The organism is Propionispora sp. 2/2-37 (assembly GCF_001298735.1).
GTDB lineage: Bacteria > Bacillota > Negativicutes > Propionisporales > Propionisporaceae > Propionispora.
Genome location: NZ_CYSP01000003.1, coordinates 220,999 through 241,044, shown reverse-complemented (window position 1 = coordinate 241,044; position 20,046 = coordinate 220,999). Strand labels below are relative to the sequence as shown.

19 protein-coding genes are annotated in these 20,046 nt (G+C 47.9%); 12 read left to right on the top strand and 7 right to left on the bottom strand.

The features are described 5' to 3' along the window. Positions 1 to 10: 10 nt before the first annotated feature. The 3 genes from P22_RS04495 to P22_RS04485 all read right to left on the bottom strand — a co-directional run bounded on the left by P22_RS04495 (position 11) and on the right by P22_RS04485 (position 2,676). The gene (locus P22_RS04495) at positions 11 to 1,345 is read right to left on the bottom strand and encodes an amino acid permease (RefSeq protein WP_156318852.1); all 1,335 of its coding nucleotides are present in this window, start codon (positions 1,343 to 1,345) and stop codon (positions 11 to 13) included. Positions 1,346 to 1,537: 192 nt separating this feature from the next. Then, on the bottom strand, positions 1,538 to 2,098 hold the full coding sequence (locus tag P22_RS04490) for a hypothetical protein (protein WP_054259013.1): 561 nt from the start codon (positions 2,096 to 2,098) through the stop codon (positions 1,538 to 1,540). 59 nt (positions 2,099 to 2,157) lie between these two features. Beyond that, on the bottom strand, positions 2,158 to 2,676 hold the full coding sequence (locus P22_RS04485) for a mismatch-specific DNA-glycosylase (RefSeq protein ID WP_054259012.1): 519 nt from the start codon (positions 2,674 to 2,676) through the stop codon (positions 2,158 to 2,160). A gap of 239 nt (positions 2,677 to 2,915) precedes the next feature. Here P22_RS04485 and P22_RS04480 point away from each other — a divergent pair, with 239 nt between their 5' ends. The 8 genes from P22_RS04480 to rarD all read left to right on the top strand — a co-directional run bounded on the left by P22_RS04480 (position 2,916) and on the right by rarD (position 12,458). Beyond that, on the top strand, positions 2,916 to 5,216 hold the full coding sequence (locus P22_RS04480) for a HelD family protein (protein ID WP_054259011.1): 2,301 nt from the start codon (positions 2,916 to 2,918) through the stop codon (positions 5,214 to 5,216). A 3-nt stretch (positions 5,217 to 5,219) separates the two neighbouring features. Continuing rightward, positions 5,220 to 6,032, top strand: coding sequence for a D-alanyl-D-alanine carboxypeptidase family protein (locus P22_RS04475; protein WP_054259010.1), 813 nt, complete (start codon positions 5,220 to 5,222; stop codon positions 6,030 to 6,032). A gap of 101 nt (positions 6,033 to 6,133) precedes the next feature. Then, positions 6,134 to 6,598, top strand: a complete 465-nt coding sequence (locus P22_RS04470; protein WP_054259009.1) for a pyridoxamine 5'-phosphate oxidase family protein — start codon at positions 6,134 to 6,136, stop codon at positions 6,596 to 6,598. A gap of 235 nt (positions 6,599 to 6,833) precedes the next feature. Beyond that, positions 6,834 to 8,357 (top strand): [FeFe] hydrogenase, group A, encoded by a 1,524-nt coding sequence (locus P22_RS04465; protein WP_054259008.1) that lies wholly within the window; start codon positions 6,834 to 6,836, stop codon positions 8,355 to 8,357. 28 nt (positions 8,358 to 8,385) lie between these two features. Then, complete coding sequence (locus tag P22_RS04460) at positions 8,386 to 9,192, top strand: 4Fe-4S dicluster domain-containing protein (RefSeq protein ID WP_054259007.1); 807 nt, start codon at positions 8,386 to 8,388, stop codon at positions 9,190 to 9,192. Continuing rightward, positions 9,182 to 10,330, top strand: a complete 1,149-nt coding sequence (gene nrfD, locus P22_RS04455; RefSeq protein ID WP_054259006.1) for an NrfD/PsrC family molybdoenzyme membrane anchor subunit — start codon at positions 9,182 to 9,184, stop codon at positions 10,328 to 10,330. The genes P22_RS04460 and nrfD overlap by 11 nt, the downstream gene beginning before the upstream one ends. Before the next feature lie 167 nt (positions 10,331 to 10,497). Beyond that, on the top strand, positions 10,498 to 11,514 hold the full coding sequence (locus tag P22_RS04450; RefSeq protein ID WP_054259005.1) for an NAD(P)-dependent oxidoreductase: 1,017 nt from the start codon (positions 10,498 to 10,500) through the stop codon (positions 11,512 to 11,514). A 14-nt stretch (positions 11,515 to 11,528) separates the two neighbouring features. Continuing rightward, positions 11,529 to 12,458 carry an EamA family transporter RarD gene (rarD, locus tag P22_RS04445; protein ID WP_054259004.1) on the top strand — a complete coding sequence of 310 codons (930 nt, stop codon included), beginning with the start codon at positions 11,529 to 11,531 and terminating at the stop codon, positions 12,456 to 12,458. 1 nt (position 12,459) lies between these two features. Here rarD and P22_RS04440 read toward each other — a convergent pair whose 3' ends face one another. Genes P22_RS04440 through P22_RS04425 form a run of 4 tightly spaced genes read right to left on the bottom strand, consistent with a single transcriptional unit; the run spans position 12,460 to position 15,863 of the window. Next, positions 12,460 to 12,765 (bottom strand): thioredoxin family protein, encoded by a 306-nt coding sequence (locus P22_RS04440; protein ID WP_054259003.1) that lies wholly within the window; start codon positions 12,763 to 12,765, stop codon positions 12,460 to 12,462. Positions 12,766 to 12,814: 49 nt separating this feature from the next. Beyond that, complete coding sequence (locus P22_RS04435; RefSeq protein WP_054259002.1) at positions 12,815 to 14,155, bottom strand: class I adenylate-forming enzyme family protein; 1,341 nt, start codon at positions 14,153 to 14,155, stop codon at positions 12,815 to 12,817. A gap of 5 nt (positions 14,156 to 14,160) precedes the next feature. Then, complete coding sequence (locus P22_RS04430; protein ID WP_069972754.1) at positions 14,161 to 15,318, bottom strand: thiolase family protein; 1,158 nt, start codon at positions 15,316 to 15,318, stop codon at positions 14,161 to 14,163. Next, on the bottom strand, positions 15,315 to 15,863 hold the full coding sequence (locus P22_RS04425) for a biotin transporter BioY (RefSeq protein WP_054259001.1): 549 nt from the start codon (positions 15,861 to 15,863) through the stop codon (positions 15,315 to 15,317). The genes P22_RS04430 and P22_RS04425 overlap by 4 nt, the downstream gene beginning before the upstream one ends. Before the next feature lie 308 nt (positions 15,864 to 16,171). Between P22_RS04425 and P22_RS04420 the strand changes: the two genes are divergently transcribed. The 4 genes from P22_RS04420 to P22_RS04405 all read left to right on the top strand — a co-directional run bounded on the left by P22_RS04420 (position 16,172) and on the right by P22_RS04405 (position 20,040). After that, positions 16,172 to 16,633, top strand: coding sequence for an ATP-binding protein (locus tag P22_RS04420; protein ID WP_054259000.1), 462 nt, complete (start codon positions 16,172 to 16,174; stop codon positions 16,631 to 16,633). A gap of 424 nt (positions 16,634 to 17,057) precedes the next feature. Further along, positions 17,058 to 18,209, top strand: a complete 1,152-nt coding sequence (locus P22_RS04415; RefSeq protein WP_054258999.1) for an iron-containing alcohol dehydrogenase — start codon at positions 17,058 to 17,060, stop codon at positions 18,207 to 18,209. A gap of 32 nt (positions 18,210 to 18,241) precedes the next feature. Next, positions 18,242 to 19,126: a class II fructose-bisphosphate aldolase gene (locus P22_RS04410; protein WP_054258998.1), complete on the top strand. Its 885-nt coding sequence runs from the start codon at positions 18,242 to 18,244 to the stop codon at positions 19,124 to 19,126. 80 nt (positions 19,127 to 19,206) lie between these two features. Beyond that, the gene (locus P22_RS04405) at positions 19,207 to 20,040 is read left to right on the top strand and encodes a sugar phosphate isomerase/epimerase family protein (protein WP_054258997.1); all 834 of its coding nucleotides are present in this window, start codon (positions 19,207 to 19,209) and stop codon (positions 20,038 to 20,040) included. Positions 20,041 to 20,046: the final 6 nt, after the last annotated feature.

The following is a 20,046-nucleotide window of genomic DNA, read 5'->3' as shown; positions in this document are numbered from 1 at the left end:
GTTGAAAAAGCTACCTTTTCTCTCCCTTGGGGAGTAAAAAGTAAGCTGTACCGATGATAAACAGGATAATGCCTCCGGCATATAAACCGGGAAGCTGGTCCGGGTACAGCGCGGCGGACAAAACTGTCAGCAGGATCATAAAAAAGCAAATCCAGGAAAGATAAGGATAAAAAGGGGCTTTATATGTTATCTTCTCCGGCGCAATGGACTGGATTTTTTTCCGGTAGAAATAATGAGTGGCGGAAACGCTCATCCAGTTGACTAGGGCTAAGAAGCCGCTGGCACTTACGGTATAAATAAAAATGGTTTCCGGGAGGACATAGGATAATAGTGCTGTGAATAAAAGAAAACTGCCACTTAACCAAACGGCTGATACAGGCACTCCTTTTTGGTTTTGATAGGCGGTAATTTTGGGTGCCTGACCATTTCTGGCGAGTGAAAAAAGCATGCGGGAAGAAGAGTAAACCTGAGAATTTAATGCCGATAGTGTAGCAGTTAACAAGATGAAATTAACCACATCACCTGAATAGGGAATGTTGGCCAGCCGGAATAAGGTCACAAAAGGGCTGGTGTTTACGTCCAGCGCACTGGAAGGCAGGAGAACAACAATAAAAAATGCCGACAGGGTATACAAGAAAACAATGGATATGGTAACAATCCGGGTTGCCGGCGGGACAACCTCTGCCGCCCGTTCGGTTTCCGTTGCCGCAATGCCGATAATACCGGTGCCGGTATAAGCAAACAAGATGAGCAGCATGGAAGCAAGCAGGCCGAATATTCCCTGGACGGGAGATTGTAAAGCTTCGGCAAAGGGGGTAAAATTATGTACTGTTTCACCAACCGGAAAACCAAGGGTGGCAATCATTCCGGCAATAACAAAGAACACCAGTGCAATCACTTTGGTTACAGCGAGCACCAGTTCAAATTTACTTAACCCTTTTAGGTCGTTAAGATTAATCAGGGTAATGACAAAGGCAAAAAACAGACTGAAGAGCCATAGGGGGATTTCCGGCAGCCATAGACGGGCAAAGATGGCGCAGGCGGTTACTTCACTGGCCATACCCAGGATGCCGCTCGTCCAGAACATCCAGCCGATGACAAAACCCCACCATTCACCAAACACTTCCTGGGCATGGACCTTAAAAGCGCCCGGGACAGGGTCGATAATGGACATTTCGATCAGAAAGGCTACTTCCATCATCATGATTAATCCGCCAAAAAGATAAGCCAGTGGCGCCCAGGCACCGGCAATGCTGATCACCATACCGCTGGCCAAAAAAATACCCGAGCCGATAATATTGCCCAGCGCCATAACGATATACTCGGATTTATTGAAAGTATGCAAAGAACACCATCCTTTATGACCTGTTATACAATAGGATGAGCAACTATGCTTCATATTATGCCGGGAATTGCCGGAAGCGAAAGAACCGTCCCTTATCGTGAGCGATTTTTTGCTTCTTGCCACGGCAGGGGAGTGACGTCTGGACGCTTCAGTGATCTAGACAGAAGCCATTGGTTTTATGAGCCGGTACTGTCAAATTCGAACTTCAAAATTACTTTTTATTTCTTTTTTCTGTTTAGCGGGAGCGATTGTCACATTAGTACCGTGTTCCCCGGCCACGGGGCGGGAACTGGAAGCGTCATCCGGCCGGGCTTGGGAAGAAGGGGCAATATGAGGCAACCGTTGCTCAATGTAACGAACGGCCAGTATAGCTACGATCACCAGCAGTACAGTGCAGGCAGGCCAAAAATAGGAAACGATTGCTACCGGAGCAGCCGGCTGATTTTTATCAGGGCTAAGCGTTTGAGCAGTGGTGGTGCCGGCGGGAAGGTCCGCTGTCGCCGCAACTGCAGGAGCGGAGGCTACGGCAGGTTTTTCTGCAACCGCTGATTGCGTTTTGGGTGGACTTGCCTTTCCCTGAAAGGCATTTTCCAGTTCGGTCGCTTTTTTTACCGTAGTGGGCAATTGGGGATTGGCGGGACTCGTGCCAGCCGGGGCAGCGGAATGAGAATCTGCCGCCGGGGATTTTACTGAAGGCAAAGCAGGGGCAGTCGGTGGTATAGGTTTGACCGGGCGTTCCGGCGCTGTTGCCATAAAAAGACTCCTTTCGTATCAGCTAATCATCATCAGCTATATTCACTGCAACGACTTACTCATCCTTTATTTAGTTCCCCGGCCATCAAGCTTTTCAATTCTTCAAAGCAGGCGAGCTGCGTTTGAACTGGAATACGATTAAGACCGCTGGGAGAGGAAACTACAAAATCCAGCATACCGGGGATCGCCGGTTCAGGTTGCAGGCCGCAGGCAATTTTACTTTTTCCGGTAAACTGCCGGTAGACGCCGATACCAACATAGCAGGCAATTTGCGGCTTGTAGGTTTGTAATTTTAATTTTAGCTCAGCCCGGCCGGTTGCATATTCCTGACGGGTTATTTCCGCCGCTGACCGGGTAGGGCGGGAGACAATATTGGTAATGCCATACCCCCAGGTAAGCAAAAGCCGGTCTTCTGCCGGAGCCAGTTTTCGCGGCGTTAGCCCGGAATCAGCCAGGAGCCGCCAGAAACGATTGGAAGGTCCGGCAAAGTGGCAGCCGGTTTCGCCTGATTTCAGTCCGGGATTGAAGCCGATAAATAGTATGGACAGGTTATAAGCAATAACATCTTTTACATACATCTACATTCGTCCTTTAAAAGTGTCAAGTATAAGATTATCTTAATCCGATTATAAACTTTTGGCAAGAAATGTTTAAAAAGCGGTAGAAGAAGAAAGAAGGCATGGTAAAGCCGCAGAGGATGAACGGCTGTCACGGCAATGCAAGGGAGGATTTGATAGCTTGGCGATAAAAGGATATACTATGACTCGTACGGTTTTTTTAGGCAGCTGGCGTTGGAACGGCTCAAAGAGGAGTGTCTATGGATAGAAAACAGCGGGAATATGAGCTCGCCAGATTACGGTATATTGTTGCGCAGATTGAAAGCCAACTGAATGTAAGCGGGACGAAATGCGGTGCATCGCAGCAACAATTGCACGGTACTTTACAGGACTACTGGGAAAATAAGGGCGGCAGTGCCGTGGATGAAGCCCAGATAATTGAAGAAGTGGGGCGGCAAAAACAACTGTCGACAATGATGCAGCAAGAATATAAGCGCTTGCAGCGAATGGCTGATTCACCGTATTTTGGCCGGATTGATTTTTTAGAGAGCGGGACAACTACGGACGAAGCGGACCGGATTTATATCGGGATAGCCACCTTGGCGGAAATGGCAACCGGGGAAATATTGATATACGACTGGCGGTCACCGGTTGCCGGTATGTTTTACGATTTTGAAAGAGGAAAAGCCTGGTACGAATGCCCAGCCGGAAAAATCCAGGGGATGATTTTACTTAAACGCCAGTTTAAAATAGTAAATGGAAAAATGAAGTATATGTTTGATGCGGATATTAAAATTGAAGACGAATTGTTGCAGCAGGTACTGAGTAAAAGCGCCGATAATAAAATGCATACCATTGTGACCAGTATTCAGCGGGAACAGAACCGGATTGTGCGTGACGAAGGGCACCGGGTGCTTGTTGTCCAGGGGCCGGCAGGCTGCGGTAAAACTTCAATTGCATTGCACCGGATCGCTTATCTGCTGTACCGGGAACGCGGAATCATTTCGGCGAAAAATGTGGTCATTTTTTCTCCCAGCCATATTTTTAGTGACTACATCTCTCAGGTATTGCCGGAGACCGGTGAAGAAAATGTTTTGCAAACGACCTTTCAGGACTATATGCGGACTTCGGCAGCTGAAGGCGGGTATGAGGTGGAAGAACGGTCCGAGCAGCTGGAATATCTTCTGCGTGGACCTAAAGATGAGGAATATCAAGCGAAAATTCAGGGTATCCAATATAAATCATCGGCAGAGTTTGTGAAACTTTTAGATCTGTACATAGAATATTTACAGCAAAGTCTGGTGGATGATTACCCCGCCATCCAATTCCGGGGGCGTACGATTTTTAGCCGGTACGACTGGAAAAGGCAATATTGTGACCAGTTAACTTATTTGCCGATGAGGCGCCGCCTGCAGAAGATACGGAAAATAATCCAAAAACGAATGAAGACGGTTGTTCAACAGCTGCGGGAGGAGAAAGTTAAGGAAATTACGGCGGCAGGAAATGAAGTCAATGCTCGGAATATTGAGGCGCTGGCACGTATTGCAGCCAGGAAGGAACTGGTTTCAATAACGGAAAAAATTGAAAAGCTGACGGAATGTAATGTGTTTCATCTGTACCAGCGGATTTTTACTGAGAATGATTTTTTTGCGCTGTATGGTAAGGGGCTTAACGAACCGGAAGGATGGGACCGCATACGACGGCAAACAAAACGATGGCTGGCAAAGGGCCGTATACCTTATGAGGATTCCTTTGGATTTTTATATCTTTTAGGTTTGGCCGAAGGCTTTAAGACCAACCCGGACATTAAACATGTAGTTGTTGACGAAGCCCAGGATTATACCGTGATACAATATAAAATTATGAAAGCTATTTTCCCAAATTGCTCATGGACGATTCTGGGTGATCCGGCGCAATGCGTTCATCCTTATTTACAGACGGCTACGTTTCAGGCCGCTGCTCAACTCCTGCGTTTTGAAGAAGAACCGGTGTTTTTTTCTTTGACACGCAGTTATCGTTCCACCTGCCAGATCCAAAAATTTTGTCAGGCTTTACTAGGCCTGGAAGAGGCGGAAACGGTCAACCGTGCCGGACCTAAACCGGTCGTAGTACACCTGCCGGCCGGACAGGACGATATGGAGGAAATGCTTGCGGCCGTTCGTTCTTATCAACGGGAAGGATGGCAGTCCATTGCGCTGATTTGCAAGACAGCAGAGCAAGCCGGGGCTTTGTACGAGAAAGTTAGCGGAAAATGCAAGGCCAGTGTTATTCTGACGGAGGAGGATAAGTTTTACCGAGGAGTCGTCATTATCCCTGCTTATTTAGCCAAGGGATTGGAATTTGACGCGGTAGTAGTGGTTGGCGCAATCCGGCAAAATTTTCATTTTACTGAGGAAAAAGGCTTGTTTTACACCATCTGTACGCGGGCGTTGCACCGTTTATGCCTGCTAGTGCAAGGGCAGATGACACCATATATCAAAGACCTGGATCATTCCTTATATACATATTTCCAACGGGCCGTGGCAGCAAAGGATTCCGGGCAAGCAAAAGGGAGGAAGTAGTTCATGATTAAACGGATTTTATTCGCATATTTGCTTATTGCCGGCCTGAGTATCCAGGCGGTTTTGGCGGACACACCGCCGGCAGTGTCCGCCGAAGCGGCGATACTTATGATCGCCGGCGATCATACAGTACTTTTCGATAAACAAGCCAATGCCATTATGTATCCGGCCAGCACTACCAAAATTACCACCTTGATTACAGCCTTGGAGAAGGGGGATTTAAACAGCGTTGTGACGGTAAGCCCGCAGGCGGCCCAATGCGAGGGCTCCAGCCTGGAGTTGCGGGCAGGCGACAAGTTAACGCTGAAGGAGGCATTATATGGCATGATGCTGGTTTCCGGCAACGATGCGGCTGAAGCGGTGGCGCAATCTGTGGGGGGATCAATTCCCGCTTTTGTGGCGATGATGAACGACAAGGCTGCTGAAATAGGCGCAACCCGCACACATTATACCAATCCGCACGGGTTGCCGGATCCAATTAATCATTATACGACAGCTTATGATTTGGCACTGATCACTTCTTATGCCATGAAAAACCCGATTTTTGCCGATATTGTTTCCCGGCGTGTTTATGATGTGCATTTTATCAACCGGGAAACCGTTTATGTGACAACTACCAATAAATTTCTTTCCCGTTACCCAGGGGCTAACGGTGTGAAAACGGGTTTTACCAATGATGCCGGTGATTGTTTGGTAGCTGCGGCCAAACGGGGTAATGTGGAACTAATTGCCGTTCTCCTTAATGACGATTACCGGTGGGACGATGCCGTCAAGCTGCTGGACTATGGCTTTGAACAGTTGAATGTGAGCAAATGATTATTTGGCAGGTTCGGGGGAATTTTCTTGAGCCTGTTTTTTCTTTTATGGTACAATAAGGTCAGGCAAGAGACTTGTGGCAGAGGTCTGGAGGGCATGATATGTTTAAAACTATGAGACGGCAGGACCGGCAGCTTTCCACTCAGGAGGCAGAACGGATACTGTCTGAGGGAGAATATGGCATCCTTTCCACGGTAGGCGCCAATGGTTATGCCTATGGTGTGCCGTTAAGCTATGCTTATCAAAACGGAGCCATCTATTTCCATGCGGCAACGGAAGGACAAAAGCTGGATAATTTGCGATACTGTAACAAAGTATCGTTCTGTGTTGTAGGGAAGACGCAAGTCCTTCCGGAAAAGTTCAGCACCCGTTTTGAAAGTGTAGTCGCATACGGGACTGCGGCAGAGATTGAGGAAAATGAGAAACAACAGGCACTTTTGGCACTGGTGGAAAAATATTCGCCGGAATATAGGCAAAAGGGACAGATGTATATTGACAGTGCTCAGCATGAGACCGTTGTGTGCAAAATCATAATCGAGCACATAACCGGTAAGGGCAGAAAATGAACTAAACAAAATAAAAAAATTTGTTAACAGGAATTTTAACATTGTTGACGAATATGCTTCTTAGAGACATAAGATATTAACTTGAAATGCTAATCCTATTTTTGTTAGAAAGAAATGAATACGGCGGTTACGGGGCAGAGTTAAGGTGAACCCCCTAAAGTAGAGACGGTTATTTGTTGACCGTTTATCTATTTTAGGGGGTTTTTGTTTTGAGAATGGGAGGTTCAGAAAAGCCATGAAACAGCAAAAAGTCACACGCAGAAGTTTTCTGAAAATGATGGGCAGCGCAGGTATTGTAGCTGCCGGTGCAACGATAGCCGGATGCGGCAGCGAAGCGGTAGGGGGAAAAGGGTGGCTGCCCACTCAGTATAATGTCCCGGCAAGCTGGCCGGTACAGGTCAAAGGGCGCGTGCCGCTGGATATGGCCAATTTGTCGATTGAGCGTGATGATACCAAATGTATTCTTTGCGGACAATGTTTGGAAGTGTGCCGTAATGTCATGGGTGTATACGGGTACTATGATTTGCCGGTAAAGCGGGAGATTGTCTGCGTTAACTGCGGGCAATGCACCATGTGGTGTCCAACGGGAGCGTTAACCGAAAGGTATGATATCGACAGGGTGCTGGCAGCGCTGGAAGACGGCAATACTCATGTAGTTGTACAGACGGCACCGGCGACCAAGGTTTCGCTGGGCGAGGAGTTTGGCTTGCCGCCGGGCAGCATGATTCAGGAACAACAAGTGGCGGCGCTTAAGGCTGTGGGGTTTGATGCCGTATTTGACACCAGTTTTGCCGCCGACCTGACTATTATGGAGGAGGCATCGGAATTGCTGGAAAGAATGCAGAACAAAGCAACCTTACCGCAATTTACCTCCTGTTGTCCGGGGTGGGTGAAATTCCTTGAGTATTTTTATCCTGATCTGATGCCCCACTTGTCGAGTTGTAAATCGCCGCAGCAAATGCTGGGGGCGGTAGTAAAAACCTACTATGCGCAAAAAAAACATATTGATCCGCAGCAGATTGTCTCTGTTGCAATTATGCCCTGCACTGCCAAAAAGTTTGAATGCCGGCGCCAGGAAATGAATACCGCCGGCAGGGTGACAGGTCAGCCGGTACTAAGTGACGTCGATATCGTGCTGACAACCCGTGAATTTAGTTATATTCTCAAGAAAAAGGGAATCGATATGACCCAGCTTGCCGGCAGCGGTTATGATTCTATTCTTGGTGAAAGCAGCGGAGCCGGTGTTATTTTCGGCGCAACCGGCGGAGTTACGGAAGCTGCCGTACGCACAGCCTATTATATGGCTACAGGGCAGGAACCACCGGCCAGCCTGCTAAACTGGAACGAAGTGCGGGGGCTTAAGGGGGGGAAAGAAGGCAGCGCTGATATTCCCGGCCTTGGCATGCTGCGGGTGGCAATTTGCCACGGCCTTAGCAATGCCAGGGAACTGTTGCCGGTTGTGCGGGAAAGAAAAGATTCCTGGCAGTTTATTGAATTTATGGCCTGTCCCGGTGGTTGTATCGGTGGCGGCGGTCAGCCACGTACATCGCTGCCGCCAAGCGATGATGTCCGCAGGGCGAGAATTTCCAGTCTTTACAAGCTGGATAGTGCAGTACCGGCGAAAAGGTGCAGCTATCAGAATCAGGAAATTCAGCAGCTATACAAAGCCTGGCTGGGAAAACCACTGAGTGGAGAAGCCGAGAAGGTACTGCACACCCGTTTTGTCGACCGCAGCAGTCAATTAACGGTGAAAACATGAACTGCAGTGAATTGGGGAGGTGAAAAAAATGTCCAAAGGCGTACTGACTGATATTACGAAATGCATTGGCTGCGGCAGTTGTGTGGTAGCCTGCAAAATGTGGAATCATCTGGAGTATGATCACAAGCAGCCGGCCTCCGGCCCGGCGGCAAAATTAAACGATAAAAACTGGACAGTCGTTAATACCTGTGAGGTGCAGGATACCCGGAGTGAACCGGTTTGGCGTTTTGCTAAGCGCCAATGTATGCACTGTGAAGAACCGGCCTGTGCTTCGGCCTGCTTTTCGCGGGCGTTACAAAAAAATGCCGACGGGCCGGTGGTATATTATCCTGAGCTATGCGTCGGCTGTCGCTACTGTATGATCGCCTGTCCCTTCGATATCCCGAAGTATGAATGGAGTAAAGCCGCTCCACAAATCGCTAAATGCCAGCTGTGTTCGTCACGTCTGGCAAAGGGGGAAGCCCCGGCCTGTGTTGTTGTTTGCCCTACCGGAGTAATGCAGTTCGGAACACGGTCAGAGCTCTTGCAGCGGGCGCGGAATATTATCCAGTCTGATCCGCAGTATATACCGAGTATCTATGGCCAAGATGAGGTCGGCGGTACGTGCTGGCTATATATATCAGATGTTCCGTTTGCGCAGCTTGGCTTCAGAACCAATCTGGGAACTGTTCCGCTACCCTGGTATACCCACCGTTTTTTGAAAAATACACCGTTTATTGCATTAGGGTGGGGCGCCTTGCTTACGGCTATGTCTTTTTATATCAGGCGCCGCAAGGAAATGGCGGAAAACAAGCAGGAGACGGAGAAAGAGCTGGGGGATAAGCATGAAGATTAACATACTTGGCTGGAATTTTACAGTGACACCGGCACGCATAATGCTTAGCGCAATTGCAGTTTGCAGTGTCATAGCCATGCTTGTCCGTTTCGTTACGGGTTTTGGCCTGTTAACCAATTTAAATGATGACTGGCCGTGGGGGTTATGGATCGCTTTTGACGTGTTAACCGGAGTGGCTTTAGCCGGCGGTGGCTATTCTACCGCTTTGATTGTTCACATTTTACATAAAGACAAGTACCATCCGATAGCCAGAGGGGCGCTCCTGACTTCACTATTGGGCTATGTGCTGGTTATGCTGGGATTGTTTTTGGATATCGGACAGTGGTTTAATTTCTGGCGCCCGTTTGTTTCCTGGGGCCATGCATCGGTATTGTTCGAGGTCTTCTGGTGTGTTTCTATGTATACAACGATTCAGGTTCTGGAGTTCGGCGAAATTGTTACCGAAAAAATCGGCGTCCGCCTGCACCGGGTTTTTAAGAAAATGCTTCCGGTTCTTATCATCATCGGTGTTATATTCCCCACGCTGCATCAATCCTCTTTAGGCGCGTTGTTTTTAATAGCCGCGCACAAAGTATATCCGTTATGGTGGACCGAGTTTTTGCCGATATTCTTTCTACTGTCTTCCTTTTTTATTGGTCCGGCTATGGTCTGTGTGGAATCGGCCCTGGCGGGAAAGATCTTCGGGCATAAAATACCACTGCCGGTACTTACCGGCCTGGCCCGGATCAGCGGGCGGGTCATGGTATTGTACCTGGTCCTTAAACTATACGATCTTGTTGCCCGCGATGTGACCGGGCTGATGCTTAGGGGAAATTTAGAGGGTAATATGTTTTTACTGGAACTGGTAGTAGGGGTGGTGTTGCCGGTTGTGATTGTTTTCAGCGATTGGGCAAAAACGCAGCGCGGTTTGCTCCTTTACGGTTTACTTACCACAGCGGGGGTAATCATGAACCGGATGAATACCGTATTTACTTCCATGGTGAGTTATTCGGGCGGCGCTTATTTCCCGTCGATTTGGGAGTTTATCATCAGTCTGGGCCTGGTTTCCATCGGCTGTTTAGTCTATTGCTTTATTGTGGAGAATTTTAATATTTTTCCCCATCCGCAGCGGGAGGAAGGGCAACAAACCGGAAAGTAAGTCGGAAAAGGCGAGCAGCATAGCGCTGCTCGCCTTTTTTTAGACAGGATGCCGGGCAGCAAACTGTGGTGGCTATTTGCATTCAGCCGTTGAAGTAGTACAATAATCAGGAAAGGGATCATTCAGTTAAAGCGGAGTTATTATGGCCATGGAAACGGGGGAGCGTCATGCAGGTAAAAAAAATAGCATTTTTTGAATGCGATAAAAAACGGCAGGCCTATTTTAGTGAGCATTTATCCGGTTTTGAACTGGAGTTTTATGCGGATAAGCTGGGCGAACAGCATGTGCCGTCAGTAAAAGACTGCCAGATTATATCGGTGATCAATTATTCACCGGTAACCAGAAATATTATTGAACAATTGCCGGAGACAAAACTGATTGCCGTAGGCTGCACCGGCTTTAATAATGTGGATCTTAAGGTCTGTGAGGAGCACGGGATACTGGTCACTAACACGCCCGGCTATAGTGATGATGCTGTTGCCGAACACACGGTTTCCCTCATGCTGATGCTGCTTCGTCATGCTCATACTGCCTTGTTGCGGGCGAAGGACAATCAATTTTCCTGGAAGGGGATTAGGGGGAGACAGTTAAAAGACAAGACGCTGGGGATCATTGGTACGGGAAAAATCGGTCTTAAGGTTATTGAACTGGCCAGGGGATTTGGCATGAACGTTCTTGCTTACAGCAGGAACCAGAAGACGGAGGTTGCTACCAAACTGGGATTTTCCTATGCTCCTTTGGAAAAAGTCCTGGCCGGAAGCGATATTATCTCCCTGCATCTGGCCGCAACCCAGGCTACTTACCACTTTATTAATCAGGAGCGGCTGCTCAAGGTTAAGCCGGGCGCTTTCTTCATCAATACGTCGCGGGGAGAAGTGTGTGATACCAAAGCGTTGATCTGGGGGCTGGATCAGGGCCTTCTCCGGGGGGTTGCACTGGATGTGCTGGAAGATGAAAAAATATGTCAGGAAAATCGCGTAGTGGGACCGGATATTACGGCGGCGCAATTGGAGACATATGCTCTTAACCAGCATCTTTTGCGCCGGGATGACGTCCTTATTACTCCCCACATCGGCTGGTTTACGGAAGAGGCCATTACAGATATGCTTTCCATTCATCTGGATACGATACTGGCGTTCATTCAAGGAAACCCTTGCCATGTTGTCGGCGGCAGGAAAGGGTAAGGGCCGGTATACGTATGAAAACAACGACAATTGGCATAGCCTATGCCGCCGGTGCCTATGCAATATGGGGAATATTGCCGGCCTACTGGAAACTGGTTGCCCAGGTTCCGGCCTACGAAATACTGGCTCACCGTATTTTTTGGTCTTTTATTTTTATGATTTTGGTGGTTGTGCTGGCGAAGCATAAAAAACAGTTTTATACGGAAGTTTGTGGCCTTGTGTCCGAACGCAAAAAATTGCTGGCAATTATTATGGGGAGTATTCTAATCAGTATTAACTGGCTTATTTATATTTGGGCGGTTAATAACAATCAGATTATTGAGACAAGCCTGGGTTATTATATCAATCCGTTATTCAGCATTTTTTTAGGAATATTGATTTTAAAGGAGCGGCTGTCGTTTGGGCAGATATTATCTGTTGTCTTGGCTGCCATGGGTGTGCTGAATATGACGCTGCAGGTGGGGAAGTTTCCCTGGGTGGCCTTATCGCTGGCAGTTTCGTTTGGTTTGTACGGTCTTTGTAAAAAGATTACGGATGTGTCAGCCATTACCAGCATTACCCTGGAAACTTGCATTGTGACGCCGCTGGCGCTGCTGTATTTAGTATACCTGGAAGGACAGGGAGGGGGTATGTTTTCTGCCTTTACTCCCACGGCCGCATTGCTGGCGGGAACGGGAGTCGTAACGGCTATCCCGCTATTGCTATTTGCCGGCGGTGCAAAAAAATTAACCTTGACCATACTTGGCTTCATACAATATTTGTCGCCGACGATTGCCCTTTTGCTGGGAATTTTTCTATACCATGAGACCTTTACTGCCGCTCATCTGGTATCCTTTGCGTTTATCTGGTCGGCCATCGTGCTATTTTCCCTCTCGCAGGGCCGGTGGTTTGTACAAAAGAAGGCACTGCTGAAAAATATTGCCGTCACTAAAGAAAGAAATTAGATTATAGATACTCGCTTAGTAATTTTATAAATATTTCATCCGAAGGAAAACAACTGTGCAGTTTCAATTCGCCGTTGATAACCAGGGCCGGAGTGTATTTGTCGGCAGAACTGTCCCGGGGGACATAGTTGCAGCCGGGACAGTAGCCGATTAAGCAGCCGATATATACAGCATAGCGACGCAATTGCTCATCGTCTTCAATTTTCTCAATGGTATAGGTTAAGTTCAGAGACTGGGCGATTTTTTCCACCGTCTCCTGATAGTAGTTGCTGACGGCACACTGGGAGCCGAGAATTTTAATATTCATAGTTTCTCTCCTTACAGGCAGATGCCTGGCGTTGCAGAGCAATGCCAGGCTAAGGTTTGGAAAAAATATGATGCAGTCTGTTATTTAAACGGACCCGGTCAATTTTACCTGCCGCAGTAACCGGGATTTCTGTCACAAAGCTGATTCTTTGCGGTATGTATTGCGGCTGCAGCCGCCTGCGGCAATGCTGCAATACGGTTTCCAGGGTAACGCCAGGATGGTTTCTGACCAGCAGGGCACATACTTTTTTTCCGCGGATGGGATCGTCAATACCGCCAACACCGGCTGTTTGAATTCCCGGGCATTGCAGCAGGATTTTTTCCACTTCTTCCGGGACAATTTTAATTCCGCCGGAATTAATCAATCCGTTTTTCCTTCCCCCAATATATAAATAGCCGTTTTTATCCATTTCACCCAGATCACCGACGGTTGCTTTCGGCTTATAGGCAGGAGCGATATAAGGACTTTCTACCCAAATCGTCTGGTCGATAATGGAAATGCTGGCACCGGGAAAAGCGCGTCCCACCGAGCCGGGATGCTTAAGCAGTTCCTTAGCCGAATGGCAGCTGATATGTCCCAGTTCACTGGCTCCGTAATATTCGGTAATGACAGCCTGAGGAAAGGCCGTCAGCAGTTCTTCAGCGGTGGAAGGCTCCAGTTTGGCGCCGCCGCTGACAGCCGAGGTAATAGACCCCAGCGGTGAATGAAGTGCTTTCAGCAGCAATTTATAGTTGGCCGGTACCATAAAAACGGCGCTGACCTTATATTGACGGATTTCCTTTACCCAACTGCGCGGTATAGGAGCAGCGGACAAAACCACCGTGCCGCCGGTATAAAGCAGATGCAGGCAGGCATTCAGGTTGGCCGTGTAGCTCAGTGAACCGCATAGATATAAGGTGTCGGCCCGGCTTAAGTTAAATACACGATTCTGGACAGGAAAGGCAGTGGTCCAGCTTTGGTGATCACGCAGGATGAGTTTGGGCGTGCCGGTGCTGCCTGAGCTGAAGGCTCCTAAAAAGAAACTGGACGGAGTGATAGACGGCAGCTTTGCTGTTTTTTTTCCGGGAAGGATAAAGTCTTCCGTAATACAACAGGCAATATGCTGTTGTTCTATAATCTGACGACATACGCTGTCGCTGGCCGATGCTTCAAGGATGATACAAATGCCTCCGGCCCTAATAATGCCAAAAAAGTATAATAACTGCTGCAGGGGATCGTTGATTTTTAATAATACGGCATCCCCCTTATTTATACAAACTGCCAGGTGGCAGGCCAGCCGGCTGGATTGCGCCGACAACTCTCCATAGGACAACTGTCTGTTTCCGTGAATTAAACATGGTTTATCCGGGGATATCCGGGCATATTTTTCTAAATAGCTATGAATCAGCAATCGTTTCAGCACCTTTCCAGGAGAATGGCCGTACCCATACCGCCGACCGCCCCGATAGCAGCTACTCCGTAACGGCCCTTGCATTGTTCCAGTGATTTTAAGAGGTGCAGCAGAATAATGGCTCCTGAAGCCCCGTAAGGATGGCCGTAGGCCAGGGCGCCGCCGAGCCGGTTAACCTTTTCCAACCCAATGCCTAGTTTTTGGCAGCAGGCCAGTATTTTTACCGCAAAAGCCTCGTTAATTTCGATGGCATCAATCCGGTGCAGGGGCAGTGCGGATTTTTCCGATAGTTTTTGTATGGCACCTACAGGCGCCAGCGGGAAAAGATTAGGATCACAGCCCCGGCTTGCCGTTGCCCGAATAACTGCCTGTGGCGTTAAATGAAATTTTTTTACTGCGGCCGGGGAGGCGATCAATAGGGCTGCGGCGCCGTCATGCTTCAGGCAGGTGTTGCCGGCCGTGATGGCTCCGTCTGGTACAAAAGCCGGTTTCATTCTGGACAGCAATTTCCGGGAGAGGTGCTTACGGATACATTCGTCGGTCTGGATGGTTTTTCCCCGGCACGCCAGGGGAATGATTATATCGCTCAGCAGACCTTGCGCCGCTGTCTGAGCCGCTGTCTGATGGCTATGAACGGCCTGCAGGTCCATTGCTTCCCGAGAGATATTCAGATGCCTTGCGAGATTTTCAGCGGCTTCACCCACCGGAGGGTTGCCTATCGCATCCGGTGAAAACGGGGCCTGTTCGTAAAAAACAGTTTCTCCCTGAAAGCGGGGATCCAGGGGACTGAATTGTCTTCTTGGAGCCATGCTGGTGCTCTCGGTTCCTCCGGCCAGAATAATGTCGGCTTCACCGGCCCGGATTTGGCTGACAGCAAGCTGAACTGCGCTTAATCCGGAACCGCACTGACTGTCAACGGTCGTGGCGGGAATATCATAGGACCAACCTGCTTCCAGCACGGAGACCCTAGCAATATTGCCGCCAGGACCTACAGCATTTCCCAGAATTACCTGGTCAACAGCAGTATTGGGTATCCGGTATTGATGAATCAATCTGTTCAATACAATGGCTGCCAGCCTTTCCGGCAGGTAATCCCGCAGGATGCCGCCGGTTTTGCCGATGGGTGTTCTCGCACCGCCGATTAGATAAACTGTATTTATCATATAGACAGCCCGCTTTTCGATAATTGTCTGCGTACCGCTGAACCGATTAAAGCGGCGATCAGGACTTTGCCCACATCACCAGGGATATAAGGCAGGGCGCCTACCATAACCGCTTTACTCCAAGCCATTCCTGTAACCGCACTTAGCCATAGTACTCCTGACAGATATACCATTCCGATACCACCGGCAGTATTGGCCATAACAAGGCGCCAGACTGGCGGATTCTTGCCCCTAAGCCAGGCAATCATGATGGCACCGGCCAGAAATCCGAACAGATATCCGCCCCGGGGGCCCAACAAAATGCCGATACCACCGGTACTGCCGGCAAAAACCGGCACTCCGGCTGCACCTATCAGAATAAAGACTAATACGCTGAGGCCCGCCTGCCTTGCCGAAAGTATGCTGCCGGCCAGCATGATTCCCAGTGTCTGACCGGTAACCGGAACCGGACTGAAGGGAAGCGGAATGGAAATGAAGCCCAAAACGCTGATGACGGCAGCAAATAATGCGGCATAAATTAAATCGGGTAAATTGCTTTTGAACATAAATATCCTCCGTTGTCATCATAAGTATCATTCGCTAAGAGAAGTGTAAAACAATCCCGGTATATTGTCAACGTCAATGAAAAACGAAGTTGACCTAAAAAATATATTGAAAAGAATCAATTAATTTTTAAAGGATTACGGCAATTCATATCAGAAATTATTGTCTAAATATATTTGAGAGAGCCGTGGCAGTTCTAATGTCCTGAATGATTAGAAAGAGGGCTGTAATTTGCAAGGCGGATTTAGAAGAAAATTTCACAGTGAGTTGAAGAAAAATATACATTTAATTGCTGGGAGGCAGGTACCGTATGAATCAGAAACGGAGAGGAACAGCAAACGATCTTTGTGTGCAAGTCAGAGGATTAAAGCCATATCCGCTAAGTTTTGACTATTCCGATCCAGGAGGGCGCCAGCTTGTCCGGCAGCGTATCAGAGCGGTTCTGCAGCAGATGCCTTCGGCCGATCCTGCCAAGATCGAAGTAGTTATCGGCGAGGCCCTCAGCAATGCGGTAAAGCATGGCAATACGATTCGCATCAAGGTTAACAAAATTGGAAAACTGCTTGTCATCAGAGTAAAAGACAACGGGGACGGATTTGCCGGCAATATCAAGGTGAAAGCGGTGACGGCTATGGGGGTGGAAAAGGTGTTTGAGAGTTTGCTGATGGAAGAGCGAGGACGCGGCATTCCGGTGATGATGTTTTGGATGGATAAAATACTCTATAACCGGCAGGGCAATGAGATTATGTTGGTAAAAAGCATAACCGGCTGAGGGAACATAAAAAATCTTATGCAGCACATCATAATAGCTGCATAAGATTTTTTATGTTCCCGGGATAAGCGCATGCTTGCTGCCGGAAACAACCTTGCAAATTCCAGATTGCATTTATCGGTATTTTATTGAATATATTACCATGAAATTATCAAAAAATGATAAGATTATGGTGATATATACCTGGTTTATTGTGATGATACTTTATATTCCTGCTTGCTTATAGAAAAATAAATCTTTTGTTACCCATTCTTTTATATTAAAGCTGTACTTAATTACAAAAACAATAAATAATTGGTAATATTATTTTATATTGCGAAAAAGTATTGACAAAATAGTCAAAATATATTAATTTATACCCAAGATATAATCATAAAATTATCAAAATAATATCAATACTATTATGCTTATTAGGGGTGAGGACATGGGAAATGAATTTTTGGTTCCGTCTAAAATTTTATCAGGTTTTGGGGTTATTGATGAACTTGGTGAACACATTCAAGGGCAGGGAAGCAAAGCGCTTATCGTTACGGATAAATTTATGGTGCAATTTGGCAACGTGGCAAGGGTAACGGCCGCATTGGATAAAGCCAATATCGCTTATGCGGTTTATGATGGTGTGAACAGCGAACCGACTGATAAAATTGTGTCAGCCGGCGTTAATTTATACCGGAAAGAGCGTTGCGATTTTCTAATCGCTCTCGGCGGCGGCAGTCCGATCGATGCGGCAAAAGCCATCGGGCTTATGCTGTCAGGTTCCGGCAAAATCAGTGATTATATGCACAAAACAATCCAGGTGGCGATGCCTTGCCTGGTAGCAGTCCCCACGACGGCAGGTACAGGATCGGAAGCCACAAAGTTTACGATCATTGCCGATACGGAAAACAACGTCAAAATGTTGCTGGCAGGTCCTTCCCTTCTGCCGGCCCTGGCAGTGGTAGATCCGGCATTTACGATGACGGCGCCGCCTAAGGTTACAGCGGCAACAGGGATTGATGCTTTAACCCATGCGATTGAATCCTATACTTCCAGAAAAGCTCAGTTATTATCCGATACCTTTGCCTTGGCCGCAATCAAAAAAATTCATAGAAATCTGCCGATTTGTTTCAAAGACGGCAAAAATGAAGCGGCCAGGCTGCAAATGGCCATTGGTGCTCACGAAGCCGGTATTGCCTTCAACAATGCATCGGTTACCATTGTTCATGGTATGAGCAGGCCGATCGGTGCTTTGTTCCATATTGCACACGGCATATCCAATGCGATTCTTCTTCCGGCCTGCCTTGCTTTTGCCATAGAAGGGCATACGGCAAGATTTGCTGAAATCGGCAGAGTGATGGGGGTGGCGGATGAAAAGAGCACGGATCATGAGGCGGCAACAGCCATGGTAGCGGAAGTTGCGCGATTGTGTAAGGAGCTCGAAATTCCTAGGCTGGAAGAACTTGGTGTCAGGAAAGAGGATTTCTTCGCGCAGCTTGATAAAATGGCCGAAGACGCACTTGACAGCGGCAGTCCGCAAAATACGTACCGCGTTCCCGATAAAGCACAGATCATCGAAATCTATAAAGAACTGTTTTAGTTTAAAAAGAATCGGTTAACGGAGGATGGAAAATGCCAATTGTAAAATTAAGCAGTCTGTTACACAGTGCAGCAGAGAGCGCCTATGCCGTCGGCTCTTTTAATGTGTCAAATATGGAAATGGTAATGGGAGCCGTTCAGGCGGCGGAAGAAATGAATGCACCGCTTATTTTGCAGATTGCGGAAGGCCGGTTGCGCTATTCACCGCTGGCGGTTCTGGGGCCGATGATGGTGGCTGCGGCGCAGGAAGCCAGCGTTCCCGTAGCCGTGCATTTGGATCACGGTTTTGCCTTGGAAACGATCCGGCTGGCTTTGGATATCGGGTTTACTTCGGTTATGTATGATGGCTCTCAATATTCTTTGAAGGAAAATATAGCCAAAACAAAAACGGTTAAGGCGCTTGCCCGCAAGTACGGAGCCGATGTTGAAGCGGAAATCGGGCGCGTAGGCGGTGCGGAGGGTGATTATAAAAGTGTGGATGTACTGCTTACCAGTGTTGACGAGGCCGTAAGGTTTTCCGAGGAAACAGGGGTGGATGCCCTGGCGGTTGCCATCGGCACGGCACACGGCAACTATAAGGAACAGCCGAAGCTCAGAATCGACCGTTTGAGGGAAATTGCGGCGGCGGTAAGATGCCCGCTCGTACTTCACGGCGGTACGGGGCTTACGGAACAGGATTTTCAAAACTGTCTGGCTAACGGTATCCGGAAAATTAACATTGCAACGGCATCGTACGATAATGTGGCGCGTAAAATCAAAGAACAACTGACGGGAAAGCCCGAATCCAATTATTTTGATATCAGTCACGCCGCAGTAGCCGGTGCCTACGAAAGCGTAAAAAAACATATGATAATTTTCGGGCTGAAAGATAAAGCCGATACAGTAGGCCTGACAGGAGAACAATACGCTAAACTGTGATGTGGTGATTTTACGGATGCGGAGTCTAGCAGGAGCGTCGTCCGTGTTTTCATAAATATATCGGAAGGGGATATAACGTTATGCAATTAAGTATGAATGAGGCAACGGCACTAAAAAAATCGAGTTTGGAAAAAGATCTGGAATTATGCGAGAAATACGGCTACGACAAAATTGAAATCAGAACCATGGATTGTTTGCCGGAATATTTGAAGACCCACACGGTAGACGATCTTGCCAGTTATTTTAAAACACATCATGTAAAACCTTATGCCTTCAATACCTTATGTTTTTTTAACAACCGCACAGCTGAAGAATATCAAAAAGTTCTGGATGAACTCCGATATATGTGCGAAATCGGCCAGAGAATCGGCTGTGATACCATCATTACGGTGCCGACAGTGGAGCTTAAGAAAGTAACGAGAGCAGAGATCAGAAAGAGCTGTATCAAAACCCTGAGCGAAATGGCCGATTTTGCAAAGCCTTACGGCATGCGCATTTCTCTTGAATTTATCGGGCACCCGGCCGCTTCGGTCAATACTTTTGGCGAGGCTTACGATATTATCCGGGAAGTCAACAGGGACAATCTGGGCATTACACTGGACTGTTTCCATTTCCACGGTATGGGCTCCAGACTTGAGGACCTGGAAAAAGCAGACGGCTCGAAGATTTTTGTCGTGCATCTCAACGATACGGAGGATTTTCCGATCGGTTCGCTCCTTGATGAAGACAGAATCTGGCCCGGGGAAGGATGCATCAATCTGGACGACATCCTGTCCACCTTGAAAAAAATCGGTTTCCGGGAGGACGTTGTTTCCCTGGAACTTTTCAGACCGGAATATTACGAAATGGATCCGGAGGACGTATACAGGACCGGCAAAGAAAAATCCATGGCAGTAATCAACAGAATTTTCTGAGCAAAT

What these genes read in the sequence shown, in the direction of transcription:
- P22_RS04490 (WP_054259013.1), bottom strand. Translation starts at nt 2,098, where the DNA reads ATGGCAACAGCGCCGGAACGCCCGGTCAAACCTATACCACCGACTGCC.
- P22_RS04485 (WP_054259012.1), bottom strand. Translation starts at nt 2,676, where the DNA reads ATGTATGTAAAAGATGTTATTGCTTATAACCTGTCCATACTATTTATC.
- P22_RS04480 (WP_054259011.1), top strand. Translation starts at nt 2,916, where the DNA reads ATGGATAGAAAACAGCGGGAATATGAGCTCGCCAGATTACGGTATATT.
- P22_RS04475 (WP_054259010.1), top strand. Translation starts at nt 5,220, where the DNA reads ATGATTAAACGGATTTTATTCGCATATTTGCTTATTGCCGGCCTGAGT.
- P22_RS04470 (WP_054259009.1), top strand. Translation starts at nt 6,134, where the DNA reads ATGTTTAAAACTATGAGACGGCAGGACCGGCAGCTTTCCACTCAGGAG.
- P22_RS04465 (WP_054259008.1), top strand. Translation starts at nt 6,834, where the DNA reads ATGAAACAGCAAAAAGTCACACGCAGAAGTTTTCTGAAAATGATGGGC.
- P22_RS04460 (WP_054259007.1), top strand. Translation starts at nt 8,386, where the DNA reads ATGTCCAAAGGCGTACTGACTGATATTACGAAATGCATTGGCTGCGGC.
- nrfD (WP_054259006.1), top strand. Translation starts at nt 9,182, where the DNA reads ATGAAGATTAACATACTTGGCTGGAATTTTACAGTGACACCGGCACGC.
- P22_RS04450 (WP_054259005.1), top strand. Translation starts at nt 10,498, where the DNA reads ATGCAGGTAAAAAAAATAGCATTTTTTGAATGCGATAAAAAACGGCAG.
- rarD (WP_054259004.1), top strand. Translation starts at nt 11,529, where the DNA reads ATGAAAACAACGACAATTGGCATAGCCTATGCCGCCGGTGCCTATGCA.
- P22_RS04440 (WP_054259003.1), bottom strand. Translation starts at nt 12,765, where the DNA reads ATGAATATTAAAATTCTCGGCTCCCAGTGTGCCGTCAGCAACTACTAT.
- P22_RS04430 (WP_069972754.1), bottom strand. Translation starts at nt 15,318, where the DNA reads ATGATAAATACAGTTTATCTAATCGGCGGTGCGAGAACACCCATCGGC.
- P22_RS04425 (WP_054259001.1), bottom strand. Translation starts at nt 15,863, where the DNA reads ATGTTCAAAAGCAATTTACCCGATTTAATTTATGCCGCATTATTTGCT.
- P22_RS04420 (WP_054259000.1), top strand. Translation starts at nt 16,172, where the DNA reads ATGAATCAGAAACGGAGAGGAACAGCAAACGATCTTTGTGTGCAAGTC.
- P22_RS04415 (WP_054258999.1), top strand. Translation starts at nt 17,058, where the DNA reads ATGGGAAATGAATTTTTGGTTCCGTCTAAAATTTTATCAGGTTTTGGG.
- P22_RS04410 (WP_054258998.1), top strand. Translation starts at nt 18,242, where the DNA reads ATGCCAATTGTAAAATTAAGCAGTCTGTTACACAGTGCAGCAGAGAGC.
- P22_RS04405 (WP_054258997.1), top strand. Translation starts at nt 19,207, where the DNA reads ATGCAATTAAGTATGAATGAGGCAACGGCACTAAAAAAATCGAGTTTG.